Origin of the sequence: Lysobacter yananisis (genome assembly GCF_031199375.1) — a bacterium.
In the GTDB taxonomy this organism is placed as follows: Bacteria; Pseudomonadota; Gammaproteobacteria; order Xanthomonadales; family Xanthomonadaceae; genus Lysobacter; species Lysobacter yananisis.
The window spans coordinates 2815709-2832790 of sequence record NZ_CP133568.1 but is presented as its reverse complement, the minus strand read 5'-3'; the positions used below and the strand labels follow the sequence as shown (position 1 = coordinate 2832790).

Genomic DNA, 17082 nt, shown 5'->3' with positions numbered 1-17082 from the left:
GAGCCATCCATGTCCCGCACGTCCCGCATTTCCGCCCGTCGCGCCCTGCCGGCGCTGGGCCTGGGCGCCATCCTGGCCGCCCTGACGGCCTTCCCGGCCGCCGCCACCGACCTGTACCAGTGGAAGGACGCCCAGGGCGTCACCCACTATTCCGACTCGCCCCCGCCGGCCCAATCCGGCAGCGGCCAGGTCAAGAACCGGGTGATCCGCAACAAGAGCGGCACCCCGAGCCAGACCGCCGCCGCCAGCGCGCCGGCCGAGAACAGCCAGTGCACGTCCGCGCGCGCCAACCTCAAGCAGTTGCAGAGCTCGGCCCAGGTCGGCGTGGACAACGACGGCGACGGCAAGCCCGACAGCGCGCTCGACGCGCAGCAGCGCGCCGCCCAGGTGCAGTTGGCCGAGGCCTCGATCCGCGCCTACTGCACGCCGGCGCCGGCCGCCGCCGGGCAAACGGGCGAACCCAAGGCCTGACCCGGGCCGCGGGGCGCGCCCGGCGCGCGCCTCGCCGCCGCAGACCGCCGCCTCGCGCGGCGGTTTTTTTTCGCCCGCCGCCGGCCGCGGCCCCGCGCACGGCCCCGAGCCCCGGCGACGCGGTGTTGCGCCGCGCGCCGCGCATGCCGACCGCGCCCGCACGGGCAGCCGCGGCAGCCCGCGCCGCGCGCATGGCACACTGTCGCCCTTTCCCAGCCCACGAATCCCGACCGATGCGCCTGTCGCAGTTCCACCTCCACACCAGCAAGGAAACGCCCGCCGAAGCCGAGATCGTCAGCCACAAGCTGATGCTCAAGGCCGGCATGATCCGCAAGCTCGCCGCCGGCTTGTACACCTGGTCGCCGCTGGGCCTGCGCGTGCTGCGCAAGGTCGAGCGCGCGGTGCGCGAGGAGATGGCGGCGGCCGGCGCGATCGAGGTGCTGATGCCGGCGGTGCAGCCGCGCGAGCTGTGGGAGGAAACCGGCCGCTGGGAGAAATTCGGCGGCCAGCTGCTCAAGGTCAAGGACCGCAAGGAGGCGTGGTATTGCGTCGGGCCGACCCACGAAGAGGTCATCACCGATTTCGCCCGCAACGAACTGGCCAGCTACAAGCAGCTGCCGGTGAACTTCTTCCAGATCCAGACCAAGTTCCGCGACGAGATCCGCCCGCGCTTCGGGGTGATGCGCGCGCGCGAGTTCCTGATGAAGGACGCCTACTCCTTCCATCTCAGCGATGAGGACCTGGGCCGCGAGTACCGCAACATGTACGACACCTACGGCCGCATCTTCACCCGCCTGGGGCTGAAGTTCCGCGCCGTGTTCGCCGACACCGGCGCGATCGGCGGCAGCGCTTCGCACGAGTTCCACGTGCTGGCCGATTCGGGCGAGGACGCGATCGCCTTCTCCGACGGCTCCGACTACGCCGCCAACGTCGAACTGGCCGAGGCGGTCTCGCCGGGCCCGCGCGCGGCCGCGGCCGAGGACCTGCGCAAGGTCGAGACGCCGGTGCAGAAGACCTGCGAGGACGTCGCCGCGCTGCTCGGCATCGACCTGCAGCGCACGGTCAAGTCGGTGGCGATCGTGGGCGTCGACGCCGACGGCGCGGCGCAGTTCGCGCTGGCGCTGGTGCGCGGCGACCACGTGGTCAACGAGATCAAGCTGTCCAAGCTCGCCGGCCTGGCCGAGTATCGCCTCGCCACGGAAGCGGAAATCCTCGAACACCTCGGCGCGCAGCCGGGTTTCCTGGGGCCGGTCAAGCCGGTGCGCGCGATCCGTATCGTCGCCGACCGCAGCGTTGCGGCGATGGCCGACTTCGTGGTCGGCGCGAACGACAACGGCTACCACCTCGCCGGGGTCAACTGGGGCCGCGATCTGGCCGAGCCGGACGAGATCGCCGACATCCGCAACGCGGTCGCCGGCGATCCCTCGCCCGACGGCCGCGGCACGCTCGGCATCGCCCGCGGCATCGAGGTCGGCCACGTGTTCCAGTTGGGCCGCAAGTACGCCGAGGCGATGAAACTGACCGTGCTCGACGAAACCGGCAAGGCCGCGACGCCGGCGATGGGCTGCTACGGCATCGGCGTGTCGCGCATCGTCGCCGCGGCGATCGAGCAGAACTTCGACGACGCCGGCATCGCCTGGCCCGAGGCGATGGCGCCGTGGCAGGCGGTGGTGTGCGTGATCAATCCCAAGAACGATGCGGGCGTGGCCGAGGCGGCGCAGGCGCTGTACCAGGACCTGCTCAAGGCCGGCGTCGACGCCGCCCTGGACGACCGCGGCCTGCGCCCCGGCGCGATGTTCGCCGACATGGAGCTGATCGGCGTTCCGCACCGCGTGGTGGTGTCCGAGCGCGGCCTGGCCGCCGGCAGTTTCGAATACCGCCACCGCCGCAGCGATGCGGCGGAGAATCTCGACCGCGCCGCGGTGCTGGCGCGGATCGGCGCCGGCGCCTGAGTCCGCCGCGGCGCCGGGGATTTTCCCGGCGCCCGCCGGACGCGACCGGGTTCGGCTGCGACCGAACCCGGCCCGGCTTGCCCAAGCAGGTTTCGTGCCCGATTTAGATAACCGCGGTCGCGTTGTGCGAAATCCAACCGCCATAACCGCGGCATACCGCGCCGCAGCAATGCCGCCGCCGAGGATTCGGCCCGCCTCGCCTCGCCCCAAGCCGCCGCCCGCCCACTGGTGCGCTGCGTTTCCAGCACCCTCGCGCTCTCGCGCCCATCGCAGCCGGCGCCTCGATTTACCCCCATGCCGGCGCCGAGGAATACCGCGCGCCACCTGTTAAATATGCCGGGCAATATCCCGTTCGGCATTTACGCCGCCCCGGCCCTGCCTTTACTATGCTGCCGCGCGCCAGGGACTGGCCGTTATTCCGACCATACTCCCGGAGGCTCCATGACGATCGACATCTCTGCGTTGTCCGCGAAAGAACTGGAAAATCTGATCAGCCAGGCCAAGAAGCGCAAGACCACCCTCAACAAGCGCAAACCGCTGGCCGCGGTGCGCAAGAAAGTCGTCGCCCTGCTCAAGGCCGAAGGCTACGCCCTGGAAGAACTGTTCGGCGGCGCCGCTCCCGCCGCGCGCGCCGGCCGTCCGGCCAAGGCCGCCAAGAGCGCCGCCCCGGCCGCGCGCAAGGCGCGCAAGCCGCTGGGCAAGGTCGCGCCGAAGTACCGCAACCCGGCCAATACCGGCGAAACCTGGACCGGCCGCGGCAAGCAACCGCGCTGGCTGGCGGCGTACACCGCCCAGGGCAAGAAGCTGGAAGACTTCCTGATCAAGTAATCGGGACGAAAAAGCAAAATCCCCCGAAACCGCCGGCCTCGAGCCGGCGTTTTCATTTGCTCCCGTCTTTTTCGAACACGCCGCCCGAGCCGCGACGAATCAACGCGCCCGATCCCCCATCGCGCGCTACAGATTCCGCCGCGACGGCAACAACAGATTCCCGAATATCAATCCCGCGATCAGCGCCAGCAGGATATTCACCACCGCCAGCACCGCGTCCTGCCCGACCTGCACGTCCTGCTGCTGCAGCATGTTCAGCAGCCCGCGCAGGCTCACGCTGCCGGGCACCAGCAAGATGATGCCGGGCACGCGCAGGATCGCGCCGGGCCGGTTGCCCCAGCGCGCGTAGGCGTTGCCCAGCGCGGTCATGACCAGCGCGGCCAGGAAGATTCCCGCCGGACTGCCCCAGGCCAGGCCGACGAAACGCGAGATCAGATAACCGCCGGCGGCCGCGGCCATGACCTTGGGATAATCGGCGCGATGGGCGCGGAACAACACCGCGAACGCGTACGAGGCCACCGCCAGCCCGGCCCATTCGACCCAGCCGTCCTGCGGCCGCCACGCGCGCACCACCGGTTCCAGGCCGACCAGGTCGGCCAGGTACAGGCCGATCACCGTGCCCACCGCGAGTTTCACCACCGTCGTCACCGCACCGGCGAAACGCGCGGTGCCCGACACCAGGTGCTGGCTGGTCAGTTCGTTGACCGCGTTGGTCAGCGCCATACCCGGCAACAGCACGATCAGCGACGCGATGATCACCGTGTTCTGGTTCAGCGGGGCGACGAAGTTGGCCACCAGCACCACCGCCGCCGCCGCGAACATGCCGGCGATGGCCTCCAGCGCCTCGCGCAGTCGCGGGCGCTGGCCGGACACGTCGACCAGCAGGCCGATCATCAGGCCGTTGACCGCGGCCACGCCGATGTCCAGCCACGGCAGCCGCAGCAGCGCCGCCACCGCGCCGGCGGCCAGGCCGTAGCCGAACACCTGCATCGCCCGCCAGCGGCGCGTGCGCGGGCGGTCCAGCGCTTCCAGCGCGGCGTGGCCGGCGGCCAGGTCCAGGCGCCCGGCCATCACGTCCTCGGCGATGCGGTCGGTCTCGCTGAGCCGGTACAGATCGTTCTCGCCCGGCGGCAGGCGGATGACCCGGGTGGTGTCGCTGTCGCCCATCGGCCGCTGCGGGTCGCTGAAGGTCAGGATCAGCCCGGTCGGATTGGACCAGGGCTCGCACTCCAGCCGCAGCTTCTGCGCCACCGAGGTGACCGCCCCCTCCAGCCGCTGCGCGGTGGTGCCGTAGCTGTGCAGGCGTTCGGCCAGCTCGACCACGAAGGCGATGCGGGCGGCGTAGCTGGTGGCGCTGAGCGGATGCGGGACGGACATATCGGCAAAGCATGGCACGCGCGCGCGCGCTTGGGCAGCGGCGGCGCGCTCGCCATCTGCGCAGCGACAGGGCATGCTGGGCCGTCGCTCGCGCATCGCGGCGCGGCGCATTCCGCCCCTTCCACCGACCACCGGCCCATGGACGACGCAGCGGTCAGCCACAGCCCACGCAAGCCGGCGCGCGCAGCGCCGCCGCGGCGCGTGCTGATCGTCGAGGACGACGCCGACGTCGCCCAGGCGCTGCGCCTGCTGCTGGTGTCCGACGATTACCAGGCCGACATCGCGGCCTCGCCGGACGAGGCCGCGGCCCGGATCGAAAGCGCGCAGTACGCCGCCGCGATCGTCGACATGAACTACCGCCGCGACACCACCTCCGGCGGCGAGGGCCTGCAGCTGATCGCGCGCCTGCGCGCGGCGGCGCCGCAGCTGCCGGTGCTGGCGATGACCGCCTGGGCCAGCGTCGGCCTGGCGGTGGAGGCGATGCGCGTGGGCGCGGCCGACTTCATCGAGAAACCGTGGAGCAACGTGCGCCTGCTGCAGGTGCTGGCGACCCAGATCGCGCTGCACCGCAGCCATCTCAACGAACAGCGCCTGAGCGCGGCGCAGACGCTGCTGCTGGCGCACGACGGCGAGTTCGTGGCCGAATCGCCGAGCATGCGCGCGGCGGTCGAATCGCTGCGGCGCATCGCCGGCACCGACGCCAACGTGCTGCTGCTGGGCGAGAACGGCACCGGCAAGACCCTGATCGCGCAGAAGCTGCACGAGTGGTCGCCGCGCGCGGCGCGCGCGTTCGTCAAGGTCAACGTCGGCGCGCTGGCGCCGGGCGTGTTCGAATCGGAACTGTTCGGCCACGTCCGCGGCGCCTACACCGACGCCAAATCCGAGCGCGCCGGCCGCTTCGAGCTGGCCGACGGCGGCAGCCTGTTCCTCGACGAGATCGGCACCGTGCCGGCGGCGCAGCAGGCGGCGCTGCTGCGCGTGGTCGAGGACGGCGAGTTCGAGCGCGTGGGTTCCTCGCGCACCCAGCGCGCCGATGTCCGCCTGATCGCCGCGACCAACCTCGACCTGGCCCAGGAGGTGCGCGAGAGCCGCTTCCGCCAGGACCTGCTGTACCGCCTGAACACCTTCGAGATCACCCTGCCGCCGCTGCGCGAGCGCGACGCCGACATCGTGCCGCTGGCGCGCCTGTACCTGGCCCAGGCCGCGGCCCGTTACCGACGCGAGCCGCCGGTGCTGACCGCGGCGGCGGAACGCGCGCTGCTGCGCTACCCGTGGCCCGGCAACGTGCGCGAGCTGGCCCACGCGATGGAACGCGCCGCGCTGCTGGCGCGCGGCGCGCAGTTGGACGCGGCCGAGCTGCAGTTGCGCGGCGGCATCGCCGACGGCGACGAGCCGGATTGGAGCCGGACCACCCTGGAACAGGCCGAAGCGCGCCTGATCCGGCAAGCGCTGGAGCGCCACGGCGGCAACCTGCAGCGCGCCGCCGACCAGCTCGGCATCACCCGCCAGAGCCTGTACCGGCGGCTGGAAAAGCACGGCCTGAGCGCGCCGGAAGAGCGCTGACCCGATGCGTTCGCGCGCCCTGCTCGCCGCCGCCGCGATCGCCTCGCCCGCGCTGGCGGCGCTGGGCCTGGTGCTGATCGCCGGGCGCCCCGACGGGTTCGTCGGCGCGGCGCTGATGGCGCTGGTGCTGGCGCTCACCGCGACGATCGCGTTGAGCCTGCGCCCGCGCGAACCGCACCGCCTGCGCACGCTCGGCACCCTCGCCGACGCGCTGCGCGACGGCGACTACGGCGTGCGCGTGCGGCCGCCCGCCGGCCCCGGCGGCTACGCCGAGCTCGCCGCCACCCTCAACGCCCTGGCCGACCACCTGCAGCGCGAACGCCACGACCTGCACGAAACCCTGCAATTGCTCAGCAAGACCCTGGCCGGCCTGGACGGCGCGGTGCTGACCTTCGAGGCCGACGGCCGGCTGAAGCTGATCAATCCGGCCGGCGCGCGCCTGCTCGGCGCCGACGCGACCGCGCTGGTCGGCCGCACCTGGAGCGAACTGGGCCTGGGCGAGCTCATGCGCGCCGACCCCGAGGCCCCGGCCAGCCGGGTGCGCGCGTACGAGTTCCCGGCCCGCGGCGGGCGCTGGCAGATCACCCACAGCCCGCTGCGCAGCCGCAGCCTGGCCGGCCACCTGCTGGTGGTGCAGCCGATCGAGCAGGCCCTGCGCGAGGAAGAAACGCAGGCGTTCGAACGCCTGCTGCGGGTGCTCGGCCACGAGATCAACAATTCGATGACCCCGATCATCTCGCTGGCCGACACCCTGCAACGGCTGATCGAACGCGGCGACGCCGGCGACGACGTCCGCGCCGGCCTGCGCCTGATCGGCGAGCGCGCGCAGTCGCTGCAGCGCTTCATCGCCGGCTACGCCGCGCTGGCGCGGCTGCCGCGCCCGCAGCCGCACGCGGTGTCGCTGCGCGCGGCCTGCACCGATGCGGCCGCGCTGCTGGACCGCTGCGGCGCGCGCATCGTCCTGGACGAGGGCGACGACCTGCGCGTGCGCGCCGACCGCGACCAGTTGCAGCAGGCGCTGATCAACCTGTTGCGCAACGCCGCCGAGGCCGGCGGCGAGGACGAGATCCGGGTGCGCTGGAGCGCCGAGGACGGACGCGCGCTGGTGCGCATCCTCGACCGCGGCCACGGCCTGCCGGCCAGCGACAATCTGTTCGTGCCCTTCTTCACCACCAAGCCCGAGGGCTCCGGCATCGGCCTGGTGCTGTCGCGGCAGATCGTGGAAGCGCAGGGCGGCCGGCTGAGCCTGCGCAACCGCGACGACGGCCACGACGGCGCGGTGGCCGAACTGGAACTGCCGCTGTGGGCGGCATGAGCGGCGCGGCGCCGGCCCGGCGGCGGCCGCGACCGTAGCGGCCGCGACCGTAGCGGGCGCGACCGCAAACGGACGGTGCGATGTCCGATTCCGGACGGTCGCGGTATCGCTCCGACGCAGGATCAGGCACTTAGACGCTCATCGGCGCTGGCACGCTCCTTGCGGGGAACCCCGCATGGACATCGCCAAGTCGCCCGCCGCCCGCCGCCCGTTCTGGAAACGCCACCGCCTCGCGCTGGCCGCCGCCGCGGGGCTGGCGCTGTGCGCCGTGGCGGCGCTGTGGAACCTCGGCCAGGCCATGCCGAGCGTGGCCCGCACCCAGGTGTGGATCGACGACGCCCGGCGCGGGCCGATGCAGGTCGAGATCCGCGCCAGCGGCACCCTGGTGCCCAAGGACATCCGCTGGATCACCGCCGGCACCACCGCCACCGTGCAACAGGTGGTGGTGCTGCCCGGCGCGCGGGTGGAACCCGACACCGTGGTGCTGCGCCTGTTCAATCCGGCCGCCGCCGCCAACCTGGGCAAGGCCGAGGCGGCGCTGGCCGGCGCCGAGGCCGACGTCGCCGCCAAGCGCACCGCGCTGACCTCCGAACTGCTCGACCACGAGTCGACCCTGGCCGAGGCCGAGTCGACCTTCCGGATCAACCAGATGAAGGCCGACGCCTCGGTGCTCGGCGAACAGAAGGGCGTGATCTCGCGGCTGGAAGCGCGACAGGCCACGATCACCGCCGACCAGAACCGGCAGTTGCTGGAGATCCAGCGCAAGCGCTTCGCCGCGTTCCGGCAAAACGTGCAGGCGCAGATCCGCGCGTCCGAGGCCCAGCGCGACGGCGCCCGCAGCGCGCTGGAGATCGCCCGCCAGGAGGCCGCCTCGCTGGTGGTCGTCGCCGGCATCTCCGGCATCCTGCAACAGGTGGTCGCCGAACCCGGCCAACAGGTCGCCGCCGGCGCCAACCTGGCGCGGGTGGCGCGGCCGGAAGCGCTGCTGGCCCGGCTCAGCGTGCCGGAGGTCCAGGCCAAGGACCTGGTGCTCGGCCTGCCGGTCAACATCGATACCCACAACGGCGTGGTCGAAGGCCGCATCGGCCGGATCGACCCGGCGGTGCGCGACGGCAGCGTCGCCATCGACGTGGAGTTGACCGCCAAGCTGCCGCCCGGCGCGCGCCCGGACCTGTCGGTGGACGGCCGCATCGTGCTCGGGCTGCAGAAGGACGTGGTCAGCATCGGCCGGCCGCCGCTGGCCGCGCCCAACAGCGTGTCCAGCCTGTTCGTGCTGCCCGCCGGCGCGGACGTGGCGCGGCGCACCAGCGTGACCTACGGCGCGGCGTCGAGCGACCGCATCGCGGTGCTCGCCGGCCTGCGCAACGGCGACCGCGTGATCCTGTCCGACACCAGCCAGTGGAACCAGTTCGAAGCCCTTCGCATCCGCTAACCGGAGTTGTCCCCGTGGCCCAATCGCACGACCGCCCGTCCGAGCCGCTGATCCGCCTGCAGGCGCTGCAGAAGGTGTTCCACACCGACGAACTGGAGACCCACGCCCTGTCGCAGGTCTCGCTGGAGATCGCGCGCGGCGATTTCGTCGCCATCACCGGCCCGTCCGGCTGCGGCAAGTCGACCCTGCTGTCGTTGCTGGGCCTGCTCGACGGCGCCGACGGCGGCCAGTACTGGCTGCAGGGACGCGATGTGACCGAACTGGGCAACGCCGAGCGCGCGCGCATCCGCAACCGCCAGATCGGCTTCATCTTCCAGTCGTTCAACCTGATCGCCGATCTGAGCGTCGAGGAGAACGTCGAGCTGCCGCTGACCTACCGCGACGACATCGACAAGGCCCAGCGCAAGCGCCAGGTGCGCGAGGCGCTGGACCTGGTCGGCATGAGCCACCGCCTGCAGCACTACCCCGGCCAGCTGTCCGGCGGCCAGCAACAGCGCGTGGCGGTGGCGCGCGCGCTGGCGGGACAGCCGGCGATCCTGCTCGCCGACGAACCCACCGGCAACCTCGACAGCCGCAACGGCGAGGCGGTGGTGCAATTGCTGGAGCAACTGCACCGCGCCGGCGCCACCTTGTGCATGGTCACCCACGACGCGTCCTTCGCCCAGCGCGCGCAGCGCATCGTGCACATGCTCGACGGCAAGATCGTCGACGAAGACGCCTTCGAACGCCTGCGCCATCACTACGACGCCATGCCGGCGTTGGCCGAAGCTTGAGGCGCGCGCGATGAGAGCCGACGTGGCGATCGCCGAAGCCTGGCAGACCTGGCGCGCGCTGCTGCGCCGCCCCGCTTACCTGACCCTGGCCGCGGCGACGCTCGCGCTGGGCGTGGCCACCACCGCCGCGGTGTTCTCGCTGATCGACCAGGCCTTGCTGCGGCCGTTGCCGTTCCCGCAATCGCAGCAGTTGGTCACCCTCGGCGCGGCCCAGGGTGACGGCACCAACGTCGCCTCGCCACTGCTGTTCGCGCGCCTGCGCGAGCTGCCGCAGTTGCGTTCGGCCGGGTTGATCACCGGCTACCGCTCCACCACCAACCTCTCCAGCGGACAGGCGCCGGTGGTGGCCGCGACGGTCAGCGCCGACCGCGGCTTTCTCGACACCCTCGGCCAACCGCTGGCGATGGGCCGCAACTTCAGCGCCGAAGAAGACCGCAAGAACGGGCCGGCCGCGGTCATCGTCAGCCACGCGTTCTGGGTCGGCCACTTCGGCGGCGATCCGGGCCTGCTCAACCGCACCCTGCGCCTGGAGGGCCGGCCGGCGACCGTGGTCGGCATCCTGCCCGCCGATTTCCAGTGGCCGATCGCGTTCGACCTGATGCTGCCGATGCAGCTGCCGTCGAATCCCGAGTCGGCGGCGACCAACGAGTTCCTGGTCGCGCGCATGCGCGAGGGCGTCGACGCCGGCGCGCTCAGCGCCCAGGCCGACGCCTCGATCAAGGCCGCGCTGAACGAACGCCGCGCGGCGATCGGCGAGAACGCCTACCGCAATTTCGCCGACCAGCGCTTCGACGCGCAGCCGCTCAAGCACAGTTTCACCAGCACGTCCGGCGCGACCCTGCTGCTGTTCGCGGGCGCCGCCGCCTGCGTGCTGCTGATCGTGGCGATCAACCTGACCAACCTGATGGCGCTGCGCGCGATCGCCCGCAGCCACGCGACCGCGGTGCGCGCGGCGATGGGCGCGCCGACTTCGCGCTTGGTCCTGCCGGCGCTGATGGAGGGCGCGCTGATCGGCGCGCTCGGCGCGCTGATCGGCGTGGCCCTGGCCTGGGTCGCGCTGACCCTGATGGCGGCGCTGGTGCCGCCGGAATGGCTGCGCGGCGCGCAGGTCCGCTTCACCGCGCTGTCGTGGCTGTTCGCGGCGGTCACCGCGCTGTCGGTCGCTTCGCTGGCGGCGTTGTTCGGCGTCTGGCGCGGACGCGGCGCCAACCTCGCCCAGGAGCTGGTCGGCGGCGGCCGCGGCGGCTGGAGCCGCGCGGCCGGTCGCCTGGGCCGCGCGCTGGTGGTCGCGCAGATCGCCATCGCGGTGGTGCTGCTGACCGCGGCCGCGCTGTTCTCGCGCAATCTCTATTCGCTGGCGACCACGCCGATGGGTTTCGACGCGGCGCCGGTGCTGACCTTCAGCCTGTCGCCGGTGAAGACGCTGTATCCCGACACCGCCGCGGTCGAGCGGCAGACCCGGCGCTTCCTCGAACGGCTGGCGCGGCTGCCCGGGGTGCAGGCGGTCGGCGCCTCGACCAACCTGCCGACCGGCTCGCAGCTCAACATGCCGGTGGGCCTCGCCGACGGCCGCCAGATCGGGCCGCAGTACCGGCCGGTCAGCGCCGGCTTCCTCGACGCGCTGCGCGTCCCGCTGCGCGCCGGACGCGGCCTGGACGATCGCGACCGCGCCGGCGGCGAGCCGGTGTGCCTGGTCAGCGAGTCCTTCGCCCAGCGCTATCTCAGCGGCAATCCGCTCGGCCAGATCCTGCACGGACCCGACCGCGGCGAACGCACGGTGGCGATGCGCATCGTCGGCGTGGTCGGCGACGTGCGCCAGTACGGCCCCGGCGAAGCGCCGCCGCCGGTGGTGTACGTGCCGCTGGCGCAGATTTCCGACGAGGTGTGGACCACCCTGCGCGATTTCGCCCCGCTCAACTACGCGCTGCGCGTGGCCGGCGCGCCGCAGACCTACGAGCCGCAGCTGCGCGCGGCCATGGCCGAGATCGACGCGGACCAGCCCATCGCCAACGTGCGCGGCATGGACGCGGTGGTTGCCGGCACGACCGACCAGCAACGCCTCGCGCTGCTGCTGGTCGGCGTGTTCGCGGCGATCGCGCTGCTGCTCGCGTCGATCGGCCTGTACGCGGTGACCTCGGTCGTGGTCGGCGCGCGCCAGCACGAGTTCGGCGTGCGCGCCGCGCTCGGCGCGCAACCGGCGAGCCTGCTGCGGCTGGTATTGAAGGACGCGGCGCTGCAGGTCGGCCTGGGCCTGTTGATCGGCCTGATCGCGGCGCTGGCGCTGTCGCGATTGATCCAGGGCTTCTTGTACGGCGTCAGCGCGGCCGACCCGCTGGCCATCGCCGCGGTGCTCGCGGCGTTGGCGTCGGCCGGCTTGCTCGCCAGCATCGCGCCGGCGCTGCGCGCATCGCGGGTGCACCCGATGCAAGTGTTGCGCGCGCCTTGATCCACTGCGAGCCATGATGTTTCGCGCGCGCAACATGCTGGAAAACACGTACGGTCGTGTTGCGCAGCGCGATTTCGCACATTGCTTGATTCGCGATGAAAATCACGAAAAAACATCATAAAAGACACGGCGCTACGATTGACAGCGATACACGCGCAAACGATTCTGAGTTCATCAAGGACACAACAGACAGGACGTCGAAACCACTGCGCACCAGGCACCGCGTTCGCGAGAACGCATCCTTGCATCGATAGCGGCGAAAGATTCCGCCTCTGCCGATCGCGGCCGAACTCCCCTTCGGCGATAAGCCCTCGCGCGCAGCGCAACACACACAATCGGACCGGATCGCTTCGTCCGCGGAACGCGGACGCGCCGCTGCGTCGAGCCGCGGCGGGATCCGCTGCGCAACGGAAGTCCTCAGGGGAGAGGCATGCATTTGCAGAACATGATGGTGAAGTCGCGATTCTTCGAATCGATCGACTCCTACCCGCATCTGTCCGACTGGCACGACGTCGTCGCCGCACGCCTCGGTCCGGGCTGGAGCCTGCACCGCTGGTCGTTCTGGCTGCAGGCCATGCCCGACGGCGAAACGCTGCCGGCGCAGGGCTTCAAGCTGCACGTCTCGCCGGATCTGACCCGGCTCGGACAGCAGGTCGCCGCCGTCGTCGAGGTGCTGGCGCGCGAGCGCGCCGGGTTCAAGTTCGTCGCCGACCGGCACTTGCTGGAGATGATGAACTCCAAGAATTTCGCCCGCACCGCCTCGGCCAAATTCTTCACCGTCTACCCGCGCGACCACGATCACTTCCTCGCGCTCGCCGCCGGCCTGCGCGAGGCCATGGCCGGTTACGACGGCCCCTACATCCTCACCGACCGGCGCGTGCCGCGCTCGCGCGTGGTGTTCTACCGCTACGGCGGCCTGACCAGCGTCAAAAGCCAGGGCGCGGACGGCGAAGTCGCGCACATGATCCAAAGCCCCGACGGCGAAGCGGTCGAAGACAAGCGCGAGCCGATGTTCCAGCTGCCCGAGTGGGTGGCCGATCCGTTCGAGCGCGAGCACGAACCCGAGCCGCAAGACGATTCGCCCTACCTGGGCGGCCGTTTCGAAGTTAAAGAAGCGATCTACTTCTCCAACAGCGGCGGGATCTACACCGCCGTCGACCGCGAAACCGGCGATACCGTCGTGCTCAAGGAAGCGCGCCCGCACGCCGGCTGGCGCGGCGCGGAAGGCAGCTACATCGCCGCGCCGGAAGCGGTGAGCCACGAATACTCGATCCTCAGCCTGCTCGAACCGCTGAACATCGCGCCCAGGCCGTATGCGCTGTTCAAGGAATGGGAGCACACCTTCCTGGCCGAGGAATACCTGGATTGGCCGACGTGGATGCAGTACTTCGTCCGCGAAGAGATCTTCCTCGGCCCGTTCGTGCGCGGCACCTGCCCGGTGTTGCCGTTCCTGCGGGCGCTGGTGCCGGTGACGCGCAACGCCATCGCGCTGATCCGCAGCGGCCACGAACACGGGGTCATGTTCGGCGACGTCTCGCCCAACAACTTCCTGATCGAAGTCGAGACCCACCAGGTGAAGGTCATCGACGTCGAGTCGGTGGTCGCCGTCGACGAACGCTCGTCGTGGCAGACGCTGTGGGCGACCCAGGGCTTCGAGAACCCCGAACGCAAGCGCCGCGGCGCGCTGGCGCCGGAAGACGATTGGTACGCGCTCGGCAAATGCGTGCTCTCGGCGATCATGCCGCTGCAGGGCCTGACCGCGATGGGCATCCTGTCCGATCGCGAACTGGCGCAGCGGCTGGTCTACGAAAGCGGGCTGCCCGGCGACGTCTACGACCTCATCGACGCCTTGCTGCGCGCCGACCCGGACGCCGCCACGGCGATCTGCGAACGCCTGGCCGAACAGCTCGAAGGCCCGCCGCAGGAACTCAAGCTGCAGCGCGCGCCGCTGGCCGCGCCGCGTCCGCAGCCGCTGCGCCTGGCCGACGATCCGCAGGCGCCGCAGCGCATCGCCGATTTCATTCTCGCGTCCTACCGCGGCCTGTCGGCCAACGAAGTGTGGCCGGGCGATCCGAGCCTGTACGAAACCGGCAAATGGAACCTGGCGTACGGCGCGACCGGCGTGGCCCTGTTCCTGGAAGCGGCCGGGCGCGAATTGCCGGCGGAACTGACCGCCGCGCTCGCCGACGAACGCCTGCTCGGCGAGCAGGTGCGCGAGATCGGCCTGTACAGCGGCCTGGCCGGGATCGCCGCGTACCACGGCCTGCATGGCCGCACCGGCATCGCCGGCGCGCTGCTGCAGCGCGCCGCGGCGAGCCCGTTGCGCTACCGCAGCGCCAACCTGTTCGCCGGCGAAGCCGGCCTCGGCCTGGCCGCGCTGTCGCTGCACGGCAACGGCGCCGGCGGCGCGCTGGCGCTGGCCGCGGACTGCGCCGGCTATCTGCACCGCACCGCGATCGAAGGCGAGCACGGCGTGCACTGGAAGACCGGCGCCCAGGCGGAACGGGTCCAGTACGGCTACCTGCGCGGCATCGCCGGCATCGCCTGGTTCCTGTCCGAATACGCCCGCGCCGGCGACTGCGCGCGCAGCCGCGAGCTGTCCCGGCTCGCCATCGACTACGTGCTCGCGCATGCGGTCACCGACGCCAAGGGCCGGCTGCAGTGGGGCGTGGACATCAAGGACATGCGGCTGATGCCGTACTGGTCCAACGGCGCGGCGGGCATGGGCGGCGTGCTGCTGCGCATGGGCGTGCTCGACCAGCGCCCGGACTACCTCGCCGTGGCCTGCGATCTGGCCCATTCGGCCTTCAGCAAGCTCTCGGTCAACGTCGGCCAGCTCGACGGGCTGGCCGGCATCGCCGACTTCCTGCACGACCTGTGGCTGGTCACCGGCGAAGCCCGCTTCCGCCATCAACTCGACGAAGTGCTGCAGGGCATCGCCTTGTTCGCCACCCGCACCGACGAAGGCCTGGCCTTCCCCGGCGCGCTGAGCCAGCGGCTGAGCTGCGACTTCGCCACCGGCTCGGCCGGCGTCGGCCTGTGCCTGCTGCGCGCGCGTTCCGGCGGGGCGCGCGTCCTGCACGATTTCGCTCTGCCCAGCGTCGCCCTGTTCGGCGCCGCTGTGTCGGGCGCCGGCCCGACGGCCACCGACGCGCTCGGTGCCGGCGCGCTCGACGCCGACACGTACGCCGCCGGAGAAGCGGCGTGAGCCTGACGCGCCGGGCCGGCAACGTCGCGCGGGTGATCGCGCTGTGCTTCCGCTTCCCGATCCGGCAGATGCGCTGGCGGCGGCGCACGCTGTACCGCATCTTCGCCGTGCACCTGTTGGTTACCTTCGGCTGGTCCTTCGGCGATCCGCTGCTGCAGAAGCTCATGGTCGATCACCTGGTCGCCAAGGACTTCGCCGGCCTCGCCGCGGTGCTGGCGGCGATGCTCGGCATCTACGCGGTGGTCCACTATCTGTCGTGGAAGAACCAACTGGCGCAGGCGCGCGTGCATTACACGCTGCAGGCGCGGTTGATCGACCGCGCCGCGGCCTCGCTCTACGCCGAGCGCATCGGCCGCGACCGCAACGCCGGCGCCAAGCTGCTCGGCCGCCTGCACGCCGAACCCGCGCAGCTCACCGAACTGGTCCAGTTCGACCTGGAAGCGATCGGCATCCTCGCCGGCGGCATTTTCGCCCTGGTGTTCTGCAGCCTGGTCTCGCCGTTCGCGGTGTTGCCGCTGCTGATCCTGGTGCCGCTGGTGCTGTACATGACCGTGCGCGATTTCGGCTCGACCCAGACCGCGGCGGTGCGGGTGGAGCGGCGCAAGAACGAGGCCATCGCCCGGCTCAGCGAGAACCTCGACGCGCTGCCGCTGTTCGCGCCGTTCCGCCTGCTCGGGCGGGTGCGCCGCTCGATCGCGCTGGGGTTCCTGCCGTATCAGCGCTCGGCCTATGCGCTCAGCGCTTCGCGGGCCAAGGTCAGCCGCGACACCCGGATGATGATGACCACCGCCGAGTTGCTGGTGATCCTGACCGCGGCGATGGTGGTGATCTACGCCCAGCTCTCGATCGGCGCGTTCTTCGCCCTGACCGCTTCGTATTGGCGACTGGTCGGCTCGCTGCGCGAATTCGCCGAACGCCTGCCGAACCTGCCGATCCACTACGGCCGCATCCGCCGCTTCGAACGCTTCTGCGCGCGCGCGCCCGGCCGCTGGTACGAGAACGCCTGGCGCGACGCGCGCGGCGAGGCGCTGGAGCTGCGGCGCCTGTCGCTGCGCCTGGACGCGCAGCGCAGCGTCGGCCCGATCGACCTGCGGGTGGAACCCGGCCGCAGCCTGATCCTGCTCGGCCCCAACGGCGCCGGCAAAAGCACCCTGCTCGGCCTGATCGCCGGCAACGGCATGGAGCACGAAGGCGAACTGCGCACGCCCTCGCCGATCAGCCTGGCGCTGTCGCCGCCGCGCTTCCCGCACCTCAGCGCGAGCCGGCTGCTGGCGCTGGACGCGCGCAAACCGCTGGATCGCGACCGCCTGCTCGGGCTGGCGCAGCGCCTGGGCCTGAACCTGGAGCGCTTGCAGGAAGTGCCGGGGCACTGGTCCGACGGCGAGAAGCGCCGGCTGGCGATCCTGCTGGCGCTGAGCAAGCCCGCCGCGCTGTACCTGTTCGACGAACCGCTGTCGGGCGTCGACATCCAGTCCAAGGACGAACTGTTGCGCCTGATCCTGGAGGAAACCTCGCACGCGGTGTGCGTGGTCGCCCTGCACGAACCGGAGATGGCCGCGCGCTTCAGCCAGCGACTGGACATCGAACCCGGCGTGCGGCCGGTGCCGCAAGCGCCGGTGCCGCTGGCGCTCGCGCCCGAACCCGCGCCCGAGTACGACCGCGAGCGCGAGCGCGAACCCATGCCCGAATACGCCTCGCCCGCGGCCTAGCCGCGGGC

The 17082-nt window shown here is 71.5% G+C and carries 11 protein-coding genes; 10 read left to right on the top strand and 1 reads right to left on the bottom strand.

Annotated elements, in window-relative coordinates; genetic code table 11:
* Window positions 1-9 precede the first annotated feature (9 nt).
* The 3 genes from RDV84_RS11985 (at window position 10) to RDV84_RS11975 (ending at window position 3251) form a co-directional block, all read left to right on the top strand.
* Entirely contained in the window at window positions 10-471 is a 462-nt protein-coding gene (locus RDV84_RS11985) for a DUF4124 domain-containing protein (RefSeq protein WP_078996018.1), read from the top strand.
* Between the two features lie 233 nt (window positions 472-704).
* Window positions 705-2423, top strand: coding sequence for a proline--tRNA ligase (locus RDV84_RS11980; RefSeq protein WP_250449250.1), 1719 nt, complete (start codon window positions 705-707; stop codon window positions 2421-2423).
* 441 nt (window positions 2424-2864) lie between these two features.
* Complete coding sequence (locus RDV84_RS11975) at window positions 2865-3251, top strand: H-NS histone family protein (protein ID WP_057948867.1); 387 nt, start codon at window positions 2865-2867, stop codon at window positions 3249-3251.
* 126 nt (window positions 3252-3377) lie between these two features.
* On the opposite strand, the gene RDV84_RS11970 is transcribed toward RDV84_RS11975, so the two are convergent.
* Window positions 3378-4628 carry a threonine/serine exporter family protein gene (locus RDV84_RS11970; RefSeq protein WP_057948868.1) on the bottom strand — a complete coding sequence of 417 codons (1251 nt, stop codon included), beginning with the start codon at window positions 4626-4628 and terminating at the stop codon, window positions 3378-3380.
* A 138-nt stretch (window positions 4629-4766) separates the two neighbouring features.
* Here RDV84_RS11970 and RDV84_RS11965 point away from each other — a divergent pair, with 138 nt between their 5' ends.
* The 7 genes from RDV84_RS11965 (at window position 4767) to RDV84_RS11935 (ending at window position 17074) form a co-directional block, all read left to right on the top strand.
* Entirely contained in the window at window positions 4767-6191 is a 1425-nt protein-coding gene (locus tag RDV84_RS11965) for a sigma-54-dependent transcriptional regulator (protein WP_309153530.1), read from the top strand.
* Between the two features lie 4 nt (window positions 6192-6195).
* Entirely contained in the window at window positions 6196-7506 is a 1311-nt protein-coding gene (locus tag RDV84_RS11960) for a sensor histidine kinase (protein ID WP_309153529.1), read from the top strand.
* A gap of 175 nt (window positions 7507-7681) precedes the next feature.
* Window positions 7682-8938, top strand: a complete 1257-nt coding sequence (locus RDV84_RS11955; RefSeq protein WP_309153528.1) for an efflux RND transporter periplasmic adaptor subunit — start codon at window positions 7682-7684, stop codon at window positions 8936-8938.
* A 47-nt stretch (window positions 8939-8985) separates the two neighbouring features.
* The gene (locus RDV84_RS11950; RefSeq protein ID WP_425606404.1) at window positions 8986-9711 is read left to right on the top strand and encodes an ABC transporter ATP-binding protein; all 726 of its coding nucleotides are present in this window, start codon (window positions 8986-8988) and stop codon (window positions 9709-9711) included.
* Between the two features lie 10 nt (window positions 9712-9721).
* On the top strand, window positions 9722-12157 hold the full coding sequence (locus RDV84_RS11945; protein WP_309153527.1) for an ADOP family duplicated permease: 2436 nt from the start codon (window positions 9722-9724) through the stop codon (window positions 12155-12157).
* Window positions 12158-12587: 430 nt separating this feature from the next.
* Entirely contained in the window at window positions 12588-15365 is a 2778-nt protein-coding gene (gene lanKC, locus RDV84_RS11940; protein ID WP_309153526.1) for a class III lanthionine synthetase LanKC, read from the top strand.
* Window positions 15362-17074: an ATP-binding cassette domain-containing protein gene (locus RDV84_RS11935; RefSeq protein ID WP_309153525.1), complete on the top strand. Its 1713-nt coding sequence runs from the start codon at window positions 15362-15364 to the stop codon at window positions 17072-17074. Before lanKC ends, RDV84_RS11935 begins: the two co-directional genes overlap by 4 nt.
* Window positions 17075-17082 lie beyond the last annotated feature (8 nt).